General features: G+C 75.0%; 13 protein-coding genes and 1 pseudogene. 6 read left to right on the top strand and 8 right to left on the bottom strand.

What is annotated here, in order from left to right:
- Window positions 1-26: 26 nt before the first annotated feature.
- A complete protein-coding gene (locus ACGF0J_RS03475; protein WP_393141846.1) occupies window positions 27-860 on the bottom strand; it encodes a MurR/RpiR family transcriptional regulator in 834 nt (277 codons plus the stop codon).
- Between the two features lie 65 nt (window positions 861-925).
- On the opposite strand from ACGF0J_RS03475, the gene thrC reads away from it, so the two are divergent.
- Window positions 926-1,990: a threonine synthase gene (thrC, locus tag ACGF0J_RS03470; RefSeq protein ID WP_393141845.1), complete on the top strand. Its 1,065-nt coding sequence runs from the start codon at window positions 926-928 to the stop codon at window positions 1,988-1,990.
- 188 nt (window positions 1,991-2,178) lie between these two features.
- Here the strand turns inward: thrC and ACGF0J_RS03465 are convergent, their stop codons facing one another.
- Complete coding sequence (locus ACGF0J_RS03465; protein WP_393141844.1) at window positions 2,179-3,570, bottom strand: PEP-utilizing enzyme; 1,392 nt, start codon at window positions 3,568-3,570, stop codon at window positions 2,179-2,181.
- Window positions 3,571-3,794: 224 nt separating this feature from the next.
- On the opposite strand from ACGF0J_RS03465, the gene ACGF0J_RS03460 reads away from it, so the two are divergent.
- Window positions 3,795-3,962, top strand: a complete 168-nt coding sequence (locus ACGF0J_RS03460) for a hypothetical protein (protein ID WP_393141843.1) — start codon at window positions 3,795-3,797, stop codon at window positions 3,960-3,962.
- On the opposite strand, the pseudogene ACGF0J_RS03455 reads toward ACGF0J_RS03460, so the two are convergent.
- From ACGF0J_RS03455 to ACGF0J_RS03430, 6 genes and pseudogenes are all read right to left on the bottom strand, one after another.
- Window positions 3,941-4,750 (bottom strand): annotated as a pseudogene (locus ACGF0J_RS03455) (PEP/pyruvate-binding domain-containing protein); the annotation flags it as partial. The gene ACGF0J_RS03460 and the pseudogene ACGF0J_RS03455 overlap by 22 nt on opposite strands.
- Before the next feature lie 115 nt (window positions 4,751-4,865).
- On the bottom strand, window positions 4,866-5,792 hold the full coding sequence (locus ACGF0J_RS03450; RefSeq protein ID WP_393141842.1) for an alkaline phosphatase family protein: 927 nt from the start codon (window positions 5,790-5,792) through the stop codon (window positions 4,866-4,868).
- Window positions 5,789-6,571: a sugar phosphate isomerase/epimerase family protein gene (locus tag ACGF0J_RS03445; RefSeq protein WP_393141841.1), complete on the bottom strand. Its 783-nt coding sequence runs from the start codon at window positions 6,569-6,571 to the stop codon at window positions 5,789-5,791. Before ACGF0J_RS03445 ends, ACGF0J_RS03450 begins: the two co-directional genes overlap by 4 nt.
- 131 nt (window positions 6,572-6,702) lie before the next feature.
- On the bottom strand, window positions 6,703-7,695 hold the full coding sequence (locus tag ACGF0J_RS03440) for a LacI family DNA-binding transcriptional regulator (protein ID WP_393141840.1): 993 nt from the start codon (window positions 7,693-7,695) through the stop codon (window positions 6,703-6,705).
- A 91-nt stretch (window positions 7,696-7,786) separates the two neighbouring features.
- Window positions 7,787-8,833: a hypothetical protein gene (locus ACGF0J_RS03435; RefSeq protein ID WP_393141839.1), complete on the bottom strand. Its 1,047-nt coding sequence runs from the start codon at window positions 8,831-8,833 to the stop codon at window positions 7,787-7,789.
- A 402-nt stretch (window positions 8,834-9,235) separates the two neighbouring features.
- Window positions 9,236-10,078, bottom strand: a complete 843-nt coding sequence (locus ACGF0J_RS03430) for a LysR family transcriptional regulator (protein ID WP_393141838.1) — start codon at window positions 10,076-10,078, stop codon at window positions 9,236-9,238.
- Between the two features lie 72 nt (window positions 10,079-10,150).
- Between ACGF0J_RS03430 and ACGF0J_RS03425 the strand changes: the two genes are divergently transcribed.
- From ACGF0J_RS03425 to ACGF0J_RS03410, 4 genes are all read left to right on the top strand, one after another.
- Entirely contained in the window at window positions 10,151-11,374 is a 1,224-nt protein-coding gene (locus ACGF0J_RS03425) for an MFS transporter (RefSeq protein ID WP_393141837.1), read from the top strand.
- A 130-nt stretch (window positions 11,375-11,504) separates the two neighbouring features.
- Window positions 11,505-12,668 carry a thiolase family protein gene (locus tag ACGF0J_RS03420; RefSeq protein WP_393142705.1) on the top strand — a complete coding sequence of 388 codons (1,164 nt, stop codon included), beginning with the start codon at window positions 11,505-11,507 and terminating at the stop codon, window positions 12,666-12,668.
- Window positions 12,665-14,770, top strand: coding sequence for a 3-hydroxyacyl-CoA dehydrogenase NAD-binding domain-containing protein (locus ACGF0J_RS03415; RefSeq protein WP_393141836.1), 2,106 nt, complete (start codon window positions 12,665-12,667; stop codon window positions 14,768-14,770). The genes ACGF0J_RS03420 and ACGF0J_RS03415 overlap by 4 nt, the downstream gene beginning before the upstream one ends.
- A gap of 171 nt (window positions 14,771-14,941) precedes the next feature.
- Entirely contained in the window at window positions 14,942-15,328 is a 387-nt protein-coding gene (locus ACGF0J_RS03410; RefSeq protein WP_393141835.1) for an SSI family serine proteinase inhibitor, read from the top strand.
- The last annotated feature ends 122 nt before the right edge of the window (window positions 15,329-15,450 follow it).

Below are 15,450 nucleotides of genomic sequence, written 5' to 3'. Positions count from 1 at the left end.
CGGCGCAGACCCCGGCGCGGGGTGGGTCAGGCGTCGGGTGGTGACAGATCGCGGGTGAGGGCGTCGAGGGCGGCCAGGCGGGCGGCCGGGGTGAGGCGGGCGGCCGCGGCGACGAGGATCAGCTCGGTGACCGCGATCTCGTGGGTGAGGGGCGCGATGGGCCCGGCGGCCTCGCGCGGGAGGCGGACCAGCACCTCGGCCTGCTCGGCCAGCGGCGACTCCCACGCGTCCGTGACGAGGACCAGCCGGGCGCCGCGGGCGCGGGCCGCGTGGACGAACCGGGCCGTGGCGGCGGAGTAGCGGCGGAAGTCGTAGGCGACGACGACGTCCGGCGGCCCGAGATCGAGCACGACCCGGGCGCGGGCGGCGGGTTGGTCGGGGACGCGGTGCGCGCCGGGGCGCAGGCCGGCGAGCTGGCGGACGAGATAGTCGGCGGCCAGCTCGCTGAGCGGCCCGCCGAGCGCCCAGACCGCGCCGGCCTCCGCCAGCCGGACGGCGACGGCGTCGAGCAATGGCCCGGTCACGGCGGCGAGCGTGCCCGCGAGGCCGGAGCGGAGGTCCTCGGCCGCGTCGTGGAGGTCGGGCGGCCGGGTGACGAACTCGCTGAGCCGCGACCGGTCGTGCTCGCGGGCGCCGGCCCGTACGGCGGCCTGGAAGTCGGCGAACCCGGCGAACCCGAGCCGGCCGACCAGGCGCGAGGCGGTGGGCGGGCTGACGCCGGCCCGCTCGGCCAGGGCGCGCAGCGAGCCGAGGGCCGCGAACGGGTAGTCGTCGAGCAGCACCCGGGCGATGGCCCGCTCGCCCGGCGGCAGCTCGGGATACATCTCGCCCAGCCGGATCTCGATCGCATCGGCGTCCATGTTGACGAATGTTACATCAGCTCCCGGATAGCGCTCATAACGAAACAAATGTTATGGTCCGGCACATGACCACCTGGCAAGGACTGCTCGACAGTCGCTACCGGCGTCTGCTCCCCGTCACCGACTCCACCCCGTCCGTCTCCCTCCACGAGGGCGCCACGCCGCTGCTGCGCTCCCGGCACCTGTCCGCGCTGACCGGCTGCGACGTGTGGCTCAAGGTGGAGGGCGCCAACCCCACCGGGTCGTTCAAGGACCGCGGGATGACCGTGGCCGTGAGCCGGGCCGCCGAGTCCGGCGCCGAGCTGGTGCTGTGCGCCTCGACGGGCAACACCAGCGCCTCGGCGGCCGCCTACGCGGCCCGCGCCGGCCTCGCGGCGGCCGTGCTGGCGCCCAGGGGGGCGGTCGCCCTCGGCAAGCTGGGCCAGGCCGTCCGCCACGGCGCGCGGGTCGTGGAGCTCGCCGGCACGTTCGACGACTGCCTGCGCGCCGCCCGCGACCTGGCGGCGCACCACCCCGTCGCGCTGGTCAACTCGGTGCGCAACGAGCTGCGGCTGGCGGGGCAGCGGACGGTGGCGTACGAGATCGTGGACGCGCTCGGCGACGCGCCGGACGTGCACTGCCTCCCGGTGGGCAACGGCGGCAACATCACCGCCACCTGGCAGGGTTACCGCGCCTACGCGGCCGAGGGCCTGACCGGGCGGGTGCCCCGCATGTGGGGGTTCCAGGCGGCGGGCGCCGCGCCGCTCGTGCACGGCGCGCCGGTCGCCGAGCCGGTGACGGCGGCCTCCGCCATCCGTGTCGGCCATCCCGCGACCTGGGACGGCGCGGTCGCCGCCCGTGACGAGTCCGGGGGGCTCATCGCGGCCGTGACGGACGAGCAGATCTTCGCGGCGTACCGCATGGTGGCCCGCCACGACGGCGTCTTCGCCGAGCCGGCCTCCGCCGCGGGCGTCGCCGGCCTGCTCGACCGGCACCGCCGGGGGCTCCTGTCCCCCGGGCTGCGCGTCGTGATCACCCTCAGCGGCAACGGGCTCAAGGACGCCGAGGCCGCGCTGGCCGACGGGTACGCGCCGGTGGAGACGTCGGCCGCCACCGCGGACGTGGCCCGCGCCCTCCACCTGGCCGCCTGAGTTCGCCTCGCGGAACGGGGCCGGCCCATGGGGCGGACCGCCCGGCCCTTGGAGGGTGAGCCGGGCGGCCCGCGGGCCCGGCGAGGCGAGGAGGGGGCCGCCGGGCGGTCCTGGGAGGTTCCGCCGCGGTTCCAGCATGCGGGCCGGGCGTACAGGAAACGTCCAGAAGCCGCACACACGGCCCGCGCTCAGCCCTCCGTGAGGGTGACGGTGCCCGCGGCGCCGTCCACGGTGATGCGGGCGCCGGTGACGATGCGGTGCGTGGCGTCGGCGACGCCGACGACGGCCGGGATGCCGTACTCGCGGGCCACGACCGCGCCGTGCGACATCGCGCCGCCCATCTCCATCACCAGCCCGCCCGCCGTGAGGAAGAGCGGGGTCCAGCCGGGGTCGGTGGACGGGCAGACCAGGATCTCGCCCGGCTCCAGGTGGGCGCCGACCGGGTCGAGCACCACCCGGGCCGGGCCGGTGACGGTGCCGGCGGAGGCCGCGCTCCCGGTGAGGGCGCCCGGGTCGGCCGTGACGGCGGCCTGGGCCTCAGGCTCGGTCCCGTCGGACAGCATGATCCGGGGGACGTGCCGGCGGCGCGTCTCCCGCTCGTGGGCCGCGCGCCGCCCGGCGACCCGCTCGCGCAGGTCGCCGCCGGCCGGCGCCGCCCTGGCCTCGGCGAAGGTCAGGAAGAACACGTCGTGCGGCTCGGCGAGCACCCCGGTGGCCACGAGGTGCTCGCCGACGGCCAGCATGCTGCGCCGCAGCCCGGCCAGCGTCTGCACGAGGTGGAACTTCGGCAGCTCCCGCAGTCCCCCGTACGCCCTGGTCCGGCTCAGCGCGAACCGGGTGACCGCCCCCCGCAGCCGCCCTCGGCGGCGGGCCCGCGCGACGACGGCGGCCACGGCCGCCTCCGCGTCGGCGGCTCCCCGGGCGAACAGCGCGTCGGGAGGGGGGCCGGCCGCGACACCGGCGCGCAGGTAGTTGGCGAGCACGCCGAGGATGTGCGTGGGGTCCTCCGACCAGCGCGGCAGTCCCAGGTCGATCTCGGCGACGCCGCGGTGCCCGTACCTGTCGAGGAATCCGGCGATCTCGCGCTGCGCCTTCGGGGGCAGCGCCCCGTCCCGGTAGCGGCGCGCCAGCTCGTCCACGGGCAGCTCGCGGAACGGTTCGGGCTCGACGCGGCCGGCCAGCGCCCACAGCTGGAGGTCCATCTCCGTGGTGGGGTTCGCGGGGAGGCTGCGCAGCACGTCCTGCATCTCGGCCAGCGGCACCCCGGACAGCCTGGCGGCCAGCGCGAACAGGGCGTACCCGGTGATCACGATGGGCATCACGGACACGACGAGCGGGAACGTGCCGGCGAGAACCCGTTCGGCGTGGTCGAGGCGCTGGGCGGGCGTCGCCCCGGCGGGCACGCGCAGCCGCCGGTCGATCCGCTCGCCGAGGCCGCTGACGTGGGCGTACGACCTGCGGGGGCTGGCGAGAGCCTGCAGCACGCGGGCGGGCGCGTGGATCCGGCGGGCGAAGCGGGCGGCGGCCGGCACGACCGGGCGGCGCGCGGTCCGGGTGACCGACAGGCGCGGGTCGGCCATCAGCCGGTCCACGACGACGGCGGCCCGGGGCCTCGCCGAGCCGCAGCATCCGAGGCAGGATCGCCCGGCCCGCCCGGCTGCGCAGGGCCGTCGTCAGGTCCAGCCACAGCCGCCCGCCCGACTCCGCCATGAACGCCGGCCCGTCGCGCAGCACCGCCGGCCCGTACCCGAACAGCCCCGCCGCGCCGGCCGCCACCAGCTTGATCGCGGCCAGCCCCATCGGCGTGAGCGGGCCCATGACGCCCTGGGCGACGTTGAAGCTGAAGTACACCCGCAGTCCCTCGCGCGTTCCGTGGGGCAGCGGGTACAGCGTGGTGATGGGCCTGGCCTGGGTGAGCCAGAGCCGGCCGGCGCCGTCGATCGCCCACTCGGTGTCCTGCGGCGCGCCGTAGTGGCCTTCCACCCGGGCGCCGAGCGCGGCCAGCTCGCGCGCCTGCGGGTCGGTCAGGCACAGGCCGGCCGGGACGTCCTCGTCGCGCCGGGTGCCGCCGCCGGGCGCGGGGCGGACGGCCAGGCGCTTGTCGCCCTCGTGCCGGTCGAGGACCCGGCCGGTGGCGGTGTCCACGACGAACCGGTCGGGGTTCACCGCGCCGGAGACCACGGCCTCGCCGAGACCGGGGCTCGCGTCGATGACCGCCTCGTGCCGCCGGCCCGTGACCGGGTTCGCGGTGAACATCACCCCGGCCACCCGCGCGTCCACCATGGCCTGCACGACCACCGCGAGCCGGACCCCGGCGTGGTCGATGCCCGCCGCCTCCCGGTAGGCGACGGCGCGGTCGGTCCACAGCGACGCCCAGCAGCGGCGGACCGCGTCGAGCACGGCGTCGGCGCCCACGACGTTGAGGTAGGTGTCCTGCTGGCCGGCGAAGCTGGCGAACGGCAGGTCCTCGGCCGTCGCCGACGAGCGCACCGCGACCGGCCCGCCGCCCACCTCCTCGTACGCGGCCACGACCGCCTTGGCCACCTCGGCCGGGACGGGCGTCCGCAGCAGCCGCGTCCGGGCGGCCTCGGCCAGGCCCGCCGTGCCCTGCCCGCCGGCGGCGACGATCTCGTCCAGGCCCGCCGCCCCGGCGACCCGGCGGTAGGCCTCGGTGGTCAGCGCCCAGCCCTTCGGGACGGGCAGGCCGGCCCGGGTCAGCTCGCCGAGATTGGCGGCCTTGCCGCCCACCTCGGCGAGCATTCCGGCGTCGATCTCGGAGAACCGCAGCACGGTGATCAATGGGTCACATCCAGGTGTCAGGCGTCGTCGTCACGAGTGTCGCCCGCGACGCGCCAAAATTCAACACCTGATGACTTCAGTGTCGCAGCGGCACCCCGTCCAGGTCCCAGGCCGGGGCCGGATCGATGCCGAGGGCGGCCAGCGCGGTGGGCGCCACGTCCACCGGCCGGGGCGAGCCGAGCGAGGCGCCGCCCAGGTCCTCGCCCAGGCGGGCGGCGATGACGAACACCGTGCGCTCGACCTCGCGGACGCCGCCGTGGCCGCCCCCGTCCAGGTGCCCGTGGTCGGTCGTGACCAGCACCGTCCAGCGCTCCCCCGGGTAGGTGGGGCGGTGGCGGATCGCGGCGAGCAGGTCGCCGAGCTGGGCGTCCTGGGTACGCAGGGCGTCGGCGTACTCCCGGCCGAGCGGGCCGAGCGCGTGGGCCACCTCGTCGGTGTCGCCCAGGTACACGAACGACAGGTCCGCGGCGGTGCCCGCCAGGTGCTCCAGGGCTGCCGCGGCGACCTGCTCGTCGGCGGCGCCCCAGGTGGTGGCGTAGCCGTCGAACACCCCACGGGCGCCGATGCGGGGGCCGAAGGCGCCGTGCTCCGCCAGCGCGGGCCAGGAGAAGAACGCCCCGGTGACCAGGTCGGGCCGGACCGCCTGCGCCCGCGTCAGAAAATCGGGATATTTCGTAAACTGGGCGCCCACGAAGCTGTTGTCCACCACGCCGTGCTTGTCCGGCCACACGCCCGTCGCGACCGACGACCACCCGGGGCCGGAGTCCGTCCGCGCCGCGATGACCCGCCCGCCACCGGACGCGACCCCGGCGTCGTGGCCGCCGGGCTCCTGGATCACCTCGCCGGGCGACCCGGTGCGCGGCTCGTCCGCCACCCCGTACGGGAGCAGGCTCGTGCCGTACGTGCCCGCCTCCATGAGGGCGGTGAGCACGGGCGGGCGCAGAGCGGTGAGCCGGTCGAAGCGCAGCCCGTCCATGCCGACGACCAGGACCTTGGCTCTCACCGGCGGCTCCCGTCGAAGCGCTCGACCCAGGCGGCCGCGCCCGGCAGGATCTCCTCCACCGGAGCGACCTGCGGGTACCAGGTGCGCTCCCACTCCAGCGACACCCACCCGTCGAAGCCGGACCCGCGCAGCAGCTCGCCGCTCTCCTCCAGCGGCACCGCACCGGCCCCCATCGGCACCGGCGTGCAGTCCTCGGCCGACACCGCGTCCTTGACCTGCACGTACGCCAGCCACGGGCCCAGCGCGCGCAGCGTTTCGGCGGGCTGCTCGCCGTGCCGCCACGGGTGCAGCAGATCCCAGATCGCCCCCGTGGTCTCGGGGCAGGCCGCCTCGTCCAGCAGCCGGGCCACGCTCGCCCCGGTCGCCATCGCGTCGTGCGTCTCCACCAGCACCCGTACGCCGAGGTCGCGTGCCGCACCAGAGACGGCTTTGAGGCGGCGCGCGCCCACGGCGGGGTCCGCGCCGCGCGGGAAGACCCGCACGCCGGGCGCGCCCAGGTCGGCGGCGAGGGCCAGGTCGGCGAGGAGCCGTTCGACCACCGGTTCGTCGGCGCCCGGCTCGCACACCCCGGCATACCCGGCGAGCGCCGCGGCCGCCAGCCCGGCGGCCGCCAGCCGCTCGCGCACCGAACGCCGTTCGCCAGGACCGAGGCCGGCGTGCACCCCGGTGTCGGGGTGCAGGCGCAGCTCCAGCCCCTGACAGCCGTGCCGCGCCGCCACCTCGATCGCCCTGTCGAGCCCCTCGCCGGGCATCCCCAGCGTGCTGACCGCCAGCTTCACCGCGCCTCCCGCGTCACGTTCTCGCCTCACGTCATCCCGCCCGCACGCTATCGCGGCCGGTTCCGCACGATTCGGCCAGCCATCGGGCGACGTCCGCGACCGCCTCCGGGCCGGCGCGCCGCGGGCGCGGATCAGCGGATGTCGCGGACGCTCTCACGCAGGACGACCTCACCGGCGACGTGCTCGACGACCGCCGTGTCGCCCTCGCCCAGCGCCAGGTTCAGCGCGAGCGCCCCCATGTCGGCCAGCGGCAGCCGTACGGTGGTCAGCGCCGGCACGTGGTCGCGCAGCGTGGCGATGTCGTCGAAACCGGCCACCGACACGTCGTCGGGCACCCGCACGCCCTGCTCGCGGTAGGCGGCCAGCGCGCCGACGGCCATCACGTCGTTGACGGCGAACACGCACGTCGCGTCGCCCGTCTGCCGCGCCGCCGCGTAGCCGCCGTCACGGTCGAAGGGCCCGTGGACGACGCGCGGCTCGGGCAGCCCGAGCTCCTCCAGCGCCGCCGTGAACCCGGCGCACCGGTCGCGGGCGGTCATCAGGTGGGGCGGCCCGGCCAGCACGGCGAACCGGGTGTGGCCGAGGGCGGCCAGCGACCGGGCGAGGGCGGCGGCGCCCTCGTAGTTGGCGGGCGCCACCGTGTCGACGCCGAGCAGGTCCTGGCCGACGCAGGCGACGCGCCCGCCGCTGGCCCGGTAGCGGCCGAGCTCGCGGCGCAGCCGGCCCGTGACGTCGGGGTCGTCGACGCGCGAGCCCGCCAGGAGGACGGCGCGGACGCGCTGGGCGTTCATCGTGGCCACGTAGGCGATCTCCTGCTCGGGATCGCGGTGGGTGGTGCCCACCATGACGAGCAGGCCCTGACCCGCCGCGGCGCGCATGGCGCCGTCGGCGAGGGCGGCGAAGTAGGGGTCGGTCAGGTCGTGCACCACGATGCCGATGACGTTGCTCGCGCCGCGGGCCAGCGTCTGCGCGGCCATGTTGGCCCGGTAGCCGAGCTCGTCGGCGGCCCGTTCGACCCGCGCGCGCAGGGCGGCGCCCACCTGGCGGGTGCTTCCGTTGAGCACGCGCGAGGCGGTCGCGAGCGAGACGCCCGCCTGTTTGGCGACGTCTTCCAGCGTGACCACGACACCTCCCGGAAAACGGTTTCCAAAGTCTGACAGACCTCTCCCGGGAACGCATCCTTACATGCCGCGCGCCCTGCGGAACAGCCTGTGGTCAGGACCAGGGGAACAGGATGTCGAGCAGCCCGCCGCCGCTGCTCTTCGTCGGGCTCGGCGCCGGCGCCTGGGTGGCCGGGGCCGTCGGCTGGGTCGTCGGCTGGGTGGTCGGCGCCTGCCGCTCCTCGGTCTCCCGGGGCTTCGGCTCCTGGGTGGCGCCCGGCCGCCGTTCGGTGCCGGTCTCCTCGACGACCTCCGGCTCCTGGGTGACCCTCCTCGTCGGCCTGACCGGGGACTCGGTCTCGCGGGGCTCGGTCACGCGGGGCGTCGGCGTGCGGGTGACCCGGGCCCGGACGGCGGTGGGCGTCGGGGCCGTGGTCTGGGAGGCGGTCGGCTCGGTCGTCGGCGCGGTGGAGTCGTCCACCGCCCCGTCCGACTCCTCGGGGCCGGGCGACCCGGCGGGCGGTTCGCTCACCTGACCGGCGCTCGCGCACTGGTTCCCCGGGCAGGGATCGTCGGAGGACGTGCCGGTCAGCATCCAGCCGGCTCCGAGGCCGAGCAGCACGACCGCGGCGGCGCCCGCCACCAGCACCTTGGTCCGGCGGCGCACCTCCTTGTCGCCGGTGTGCCGGTCGTCGGCGGCGTCGGTCCATCCGGAGCCGAGGAAGCCGCGCCGCGTCTCACCGGAGGCGTCGTCCTCGTGCCCCTCGTAGCCCTTGTCGAGCGGGAGGTAGGCGGGGTCGTGGAGGTCTCCGTCGGGGCCGTCGGCATAGCGGGCGCGATCGTCGTGCACGAGGTGCGCACCGCTGTCGGAGTCGGCGTACGTGGCCGCGCCGTCCTGTACGAGGTGCGCACCACTGTCACCGTAGGAGACCGCGCCGTCCTGCACGAGGTGCGCACCGCTGTCGGGGTCGGCGTAGCCGCCCGTGTCCAACGCCTGAGCGCCGGCCTCGGGGCCGGGATACCCGGCCGCCTGCCCGTGCGCCAAACCGTCAACGCCGTCCACCGCGGGGTAGGAGGTGTCCAAGGCGTCCTGCGGCGGGACGTACGGCTCCGCCGGGCCGCCGTCGGGCGGCATGACGTACGTCTCATTGCCGGACACCACGATGGCGGGCTGTTCGTCGGTGTCGTCGGTGCTCCACCGTGGCGACAGGACGTCTCCGGTCAGCTCAGGGTTCGGTCTCCCCTGGCCATCTTCGTATGACCTGTCGTTCTCGTCGCGCGCCACTACAGAACCTCTCTCATACGACTCCGAAACGTCACCTTTACTAACAGAGTCGACCCCCAGTTGTCCGGATATTTCACCTCATGAACACGAATTGTTGTTGACCCCTTACGCCACACCCGTTTCACCCGGACAGTGACGGGGCAGGACAGTTCGGATCAGAGGCCGTGGCCGGCGCGTCCAGCGCGGCCATGGTGTCGCATCTGGCGGGCGAGGCCGGTCGCAACATCACCGGCTCCGCGATCACCGTGGACGCGGGCGCCACCGCCTGAGCCCTGCGGCTCAGATCATCCGGCGCAGGGCGGCCTCCACGGCGTCGATGAGCGCGTCGCCTTCGGTGCCGGGGTGGCGGGCCAGGCCGAGCTCGACGTCCGGCAGAGCAGGCAGCGCGGCCGCGTCGTGCCAGGCCATGGCCGGGTCGAGGTTGGCGGGCATGAGCGCCGCGACCCCGAGCCCGGCCCGTAGCGCGGCGAGCACTCCGGCGAGGCTGTTGCTCTCGAACGCCACCCGCCAGCGGCGCCCGGCGCCTTCCAGCGTCTCCAGCACCGATGTCCGCCAGGCGCAGGTGTTCGAGAACAGCACCACCGGCAGCGGATCGGCGTCGGCGGCGACACCCTGCCCGACCGCCCAGACGAGCGGCAGACGCACCGTCCAGCGCGGCGGCCAGGGAAGATCCGGGACCTCGTCGAGCACGAGCTGGACCCGGCCCGAGTCGTAGACCTCCCGCATCGCCGCGCTGGAGAGGCTGAGCACCTCCAGCGACACATCCGGGTGCAGCCGCGCGAGATCCGCGAGCGCCTGAGGAAGGCGGGAGGCGGCGAGATCCTCAAGGAGCCCCACGCCGCAATGTCCGGTGAGCGCGCGGCCCGTTTCGGCGAGCGCCTGGGCCGACAGCGCGAGGATGCGCTCGGCGTAGGGCAGCAGCTCCTCGCCGGCCCGGGTCGGCGAGACGCCGGACGGCGCCCGGTGCAGCAGCGGCCTGCCGACGGCCCTCTCCAGCTTGCGCACCTGCTGGCTGAGCGCGGGCTGGGTCTGGCCGAGCGCCGCCGCCGCGCGGCTGATGCTGCCCGCCCGCACGGCGGTGACGAACGACCGCAGCAGTGCGGTCTCCAGATCACGTGCCATAAGCCTTCATTATGCCCGGTGCAACGAAGTGACGACTTCCTATGGCCTGACGGAGGATCTAGCGTCGAGCCGGTGACCGGTTTTCGACAGGTGCTCGCGGTGCCTGGCATGTCGCCGCTGCTGGGCGTCTCGCTGCTGGCCCGTGCCGCGATCACGGCGGACGTGATGGCGCTGACGATGTACGTCGTGATCGCGCTCGACATGAGCTACGCGGCGGCGGGGGCCGTGGCGGCGGCGCTCACCGCGGGTGTCGCGCTGGGCGGGCCGCTGCTGGGCCGGATGGTCGACCGGCGGGGGCTGCGCGCCGTGCTGCTGGTCACGGTCGTGCCGCAGGTCGTGTTCTGGGCGGCCGTGCCCGTGCTGCCGTACGTGGTCCTGCTGGGCGCCTCGTTCGCCGCCGGCCTGCTGATGGTGCCCGTCCAGTCGGTCACCCGGCAGGCGATCGCCGCGATGACGGCGCCGGGGCAGCGGCGGGCGGCGTTCGCGCTGGAGTCGGTGGTGGGCGAGCTGTCCTACATGGTGGGTCCGGCGGTGGTGATCCTGTGCGCGGCCGAGGTGTCCCCCGGCGTGGTGGCCTGGGGTGTGGGCGCCGCGATCGTGCTCGGCGGGTTGGGGATCGCCCTGCTCGACCCGCCGTTGCGGGCCGGGGACGAGCCGGACGGCGACCCGGCGGACCGGCCCCGGCGCCGGGAGTGGCTGGGAGCGCGCATGGTCGCCGTCCTGACGATGGGGTTCGGCACCACGATGCTGCTCAGCGGCGTGGACCTGGCCATCGTCGCCACGCTCCGGGAAGCCGGTCAGGTCTCGTGGGCGGCCTTGGTCGTCGCCGTGTTCGGGGTGACGTCCGTCGTGGGCGGCCTGGTGTACGGGGCGCTGCCCCGGCCGGTGCCCACCTGGCTGCTGCTAGGCCTGCTCGGGCTGGTGACGGTTCCGGCCGGGCTCGCCCATGACTGGCCCTGGCTGTGCGTGGCCGTCATCGGTGCCGGGCTGCTCACCGCGCCGACCCTGTCCGCGGTCTCCGACACGGTGAGCCGGCTGACGCCGGCCGGTGTGCGAGGCGAGGCGACCGGGCTGCAGTCCTCGGCGCTGAGCGCGGGGTTCGCGCTCGGCTCCCCGGTCGTCGGTGTGGCGATCGACGCGTCCGCGCCCGGGGGCGGTTTCGCGGTGGCCGGCCTGGCCGGCCTGCTCGCCGCGCTGACGGGAGGCCTGCTCTGGCGCCGGTCACCCGCCGCGCCGTCGGCCTCGTCCGCGTCGCCGGCGTCCGAGCCCCGCGACGCCGCCGCGCCGACCCCCTGAAGTCCCGGCCGGGCACGGCCGCGGACGCGCGGCGCGTGCCGCTGCGCGGCGAGTAGTTACTGACGAGTAGCATGGCCTCGTCAACTGCCTGCCAACGAGGAGCGAATCCGTGCCTTCCTCTCGTGACGTCGTGTTCGTCGACGGCGTGCGCACGCCCTTCGGCCGGTCGGGGCCGAAGGGCCTGTATGCGGAGACCCGCGCCGACGACCTGGTCGTGCGGGTCATCCGCGAGCTGCTCCGGCGCAACCCCGGCCTGCCGCCGGAACGCGTGGACGAGGTCGCCATCGCCGCGACCACCCAGATCGGCGACCAGGGCCTGACCATCGGGCGTTCGGCGGCGGTGCTGGCCGGCCTGCCGAAATCCGTGCCGGGCTACGCGATCGACCGCATGTGCGCGGGCGCGATGACCGCGGTCACCACCGTCGCGGGCGGCATCGCGTTCGGCGCGTACGACGTCGCGATCGCGGGCGGGGTCGAGCACATGGGCCGCCACCCGATGGGCGAGGGCGTCGATCCCAACCCGCGCTTCCTGTCGGAGAAGCTCGTCGACCCGAGCGCACTCGTCATGGGCATGACGGCCGAGAACCTGCACGACCGCTACCCGTCCATCACCAAGGACCGCGCCGACGCCTACGCGGTGCTGTCGCAGGAGAAGGTGGCCAAGGCGTACGCCGACGGCAAGATCCAGCCCGACCTGGTGCCGACCGCCGTCCGGACGGCGGAGAAGGGCTGGGGGCTCGCGGTCGAGGACGAGGCGCCCCGGCCCGGCACCACGATCGAGGGCCTGGCCGCCCTGAAGACGCCGTTCCGCCCGCACGGGCACGTCACCGCGGGCAACTCCTCGGGCATCAACGACGGCGCGACCGGCTGCGTCGTGGCCGCCCGCGAGGTCGCCGACGAGCTGGGTCTGACGCCGAGGATGCGGCTGGTGTCGTACGCCTTCGCGGGCGTGGACCCCGAGGTGATGGGCGTGGGCCCGATCCCCTCCACCGAACGGGCGCTGCGCCTGGCCGGGCTGTCGATCTCCGACATCGGCCTGTTCGAGATCAACGAGGCGTTCGCCGTGCAGGTGCTGGCGTTCCTGGAGCACTTCGGCATCGCCGACGACGACCCACGGGTCAACCCCTACGGCGGCGCGATCGCCTTCGGCCACCCGCTGGCCTCCTCGGGCGTGCGGCTGATGACCCAGCTCGCCCGCCACTTCGCCGAGCGCCCCGACGTGCGCTACGGCATCACCACCATGTGCGTCGGCATGGGCATGGGCGGCACCGTGATCTGGGAGAACCTGGCATGACGAATCTGGACACCTGGCGCGCGCTGCTGGGCGAGCGCGACACCGACGAAGTCGTCACCAAGGCGCTGGTCCGCGACGTCGAGCTGCCCGGCGGCGCCGGCACCATGGCGCTCATCACGCTGGACAACGGCTTCGACCACACCAAGCCCAACACGTTCGGCCCGCGCGGGCTGTTCGCGCTGAACGGCGCGCTGTCGGAGATCGCCGAACGCACCGACCTGGCGGCTGTCGGCGTGACCGGCAAGCCGTTCATCTTCGCCGTCGGCGCCGACCTCAAGGGCGCCGCCGCCGTGGCCTCCCGTGAGGAGGCGCTGGCGATCGGCGGCCTCGGCCACCACGTCTTCCGGCGGCTGGGCGAACTGCCGATCCCGTCGTTCGCGTTCGTGAACGGCGCGGCCATGGGCGGCGGGCTGGAGATCGCGCTGCACTGCGCCTACCGGACGATCTCCGCCGGTGTGCCGGCGGTGGCGCTGCCCGAGTGCTTCCTCGGCCTGGTGCCCGGCTGGGGCGGCACGCAGCTCCTGCCCCGCCTGATCGGCCCGGAGAAGGCGCTCAAGCTCATCATCGAGAACCCTCTCTCGCAGAACCGCATGATCAAGGGCGCGCAGGCGTACGAGCTGGGCGTCGCCGACGCGATGTTCGAGCCGGCCGACTTCCTGGAGGAGTCGCTGCGCTGGGCCGCCAAGGTGGTCACCGGCGAGGTCGTGGTCGAGCGCCCGTCCCGCGACGGCGACGACGGGGACGACGACTGGGACAAGGCGGTGGCCGACGCCCGGTTCCTGGTCGACATGAAGCTGCGCGGCGCGTCCCCCGCCCCCTACCGGGCGCTCGACCTGGTCGCGCTGGCCCGGACGGCCTCGCGCGACGAGGGCTTCGCCGCCGAGGACGAGGCGCTGGCCGACCTGCTGATGGGCGACGAGCTGCGGTCCGGGCTGTACGCCTTCGACCTGGTGCAGCGGCGGGCCAAGCGGCCGGCCGGCGCGCCCGACAGGTCGCTGGCCCGCAAGGTGACCAAGGTCGGCGTGGTCGGCGCCGGCCTGATGGCCTCGCAGATGGCGCTGCTGTTCGCCCGCCGCCTGGAGGTGCCGGTCGTGCTGACCGACCTCGACCGGACCCGGCTGGACAAGGGCGTCGGGTACGTGCACGCCGAGGTGGACAAGCTGCTGGGCAAGGGCCGGATCTCGGCCGACCAGGCCAACCGGCTCAAGGGCCTGGTGACCGGCTCGCTGACCAAGGACGCCTTCGCCGACGCCGACTTCGTCATCGAGGCGGTGTTCGAGGACATGGCGGTCAAGAAGAAGGTGTTCGCCGAGGTGGAGGCCGTGGTCTCCGCCGAGTGCACGCTCGCCACCAACACCTCGTCGCTGTCGCTGACCGAGATGGGCGCCGAGCTGGCGCACCCGGAGCGCCTGGTCGGCTTCCACTTCTTCAACCCGGTCGCCGTGATGCCGCTCCTGGAGATCATCAAGGGGGCCGCGACGGACGACGCGACGCTGGCCACGGCGTTCGCCGTCGGCAAGTCGCTGCGGAAGTCGGCGGTGCTGGTCAAGGACGCCCCGGCGTTCGTGGTGAACCGGCTGCTGACCCGGTTCATGGGCGAGGTGATCGCGGCCGTGGACGAGGGCACGCCGCTGGAGACGGCCGAGCACGCCCTCGACGACCTCGGCCTGCCGATGACGCCGTTCGCGCTGCTGCAGCTCGTCGGCCCGGCCGTCGGGCTGCACGTGGCCGAGACGCTGCACGAGGCGTTCCCCGGCCGGTTCGGGGTGTCGGCGAACATGGGCAAGCTGGTCGCCTCCGGTAAGCCCGGCGTGTACGCGGCCGACTTCTCGCTGGACCCGGAGGCCGTGGCGCTCTTCGCGGGCGGTGACCGGCCGTCCACCGCCGAGGAGGTGCGCCGCCGCGTGCTGGAGGCGCTGGCCGAGGAGATCAGGATCATGCTGGACGAGGGAGTGGTCGCCGCGGCGCAGGACATCGACCTGTGCATGATCCTGGGCGCGGGCTGGCCGTTCCACCTGGGCGGCATCACGCCGTACCTGGACCGGGCCGGCGTCGCCCGGCCCCGTTTCCTGGAGCCGGGTGTGGCCTCCGTGCCCGCCTGACCCGGACACCGGAAGGGGACCCGCGTGCGCGGGTCCCCTTTTCTGTGACCTTTGCCTGATCCATGACCGCGGCCGACGGCGTCCCGGGTACCTACACCAGCACACCCACCCGCGACATCGTGCACATTCGCCACACGTGCACCCGGCTCGCCCCGGCGATGGAGGACAGGCATGAGATCGATGACGACGACGGCGTTGTGCGGAGCGTTCCTGATGCTCGCGGCGGCGCCCGGGGCGGCGGCCGCCGACGACCACGAACGGTCCACCGCTCTGACGATCACGGTGACGGCGGCCGGGCAGGCGCCCGCGTCCTACCTGCTCACCTGCGACCCCGACGGCGGCGACCACCCGGCCCCGGCCGCGGCCTGCGCCCGGTTGCGCGCGGCGGACGGCAAGCTGCGCGGCCTGCGCCGACCGGCCACCTCCTGCGGGTGGTCGTACCAGCCGTACAAGGTGGGAGTCGCGGGCACCTGGCAGGGCCGCAACATCTCCTACAACGGGACCTTCACCAACGCGTGCCGGGCCAAGGCGGCCGGGGCGGACGTGTTCGCGTTCTGAGCCGGCTCAAGGGGGGCGCGGGGGGGGGGGGGGGCGGCCCCCCCCCCCCCCCCCGCGGGGGGGGGCCCCCCCCGGCGGGGGGGGGGGGGCCGGCGCGGGGGGGGCCCCGCCCGCCCCCCGGG

Origin of the sequence: Nonomuraea sp. NPDC047897 (genome assembly GCF_043204415.1) — a bacterium.
Taxonomy (GTDB): Bacteria; Actinomycetota; Actinomycetes; order Streptosporangiales; family Streptosporangiaceae; genus Nonomuraea.
This window is presented reverse-complemented; position numbering and strand designations above follow the sequence as displayed.

Excerpts from the sequence above, each read along its gene's own strand:
- ACGF0J_RS03410 (WP_393141835.1), top strand. The coding sequence starts at position 14,942 with ATGAGATCGATGACGACGACGGCGTTGTGCGGAGCGTTCCTGATGCTC.
- ACGF0J_RS03465 (WP_393141844.1), bottom strand. The coding sequence starts at position 3,570 with ATGGCCGACCCGCGCCTGTCGGTCACCCGGACCGCGCGCCGCCCGGTC.
- thrC (WP_393141845.1), top strand. The coding sequence starts at position 926 with ATGACCACCTGGCAAGGACTGCTCGACAGTCGCTACCGGCGTCTGCTC.
- ACGF0J_RS03430 (WP_393141838.1), bottom strand. The coding sequence starts at position 10,078 with ATGGCACGTGATCTGGAGACCGCACTGCTGCGGTCGTTCGTCACCGCC.
- ACGF0J_RS03475 (WP_393141846.1), bottom strand. The coding sequence starts at position 860 with ATGGACGCCGATGCGATCGAGATCCGGCTGGGCGAGATGTATCCCGAG.
- ACGF0J_RS03415 (WP_393141836.1), top strand. The coding sequence starts at position 12,665 with ATGACGAATCTGGACACCTGGCGCGCGCTGCTGGGCGAGCGCGACACC.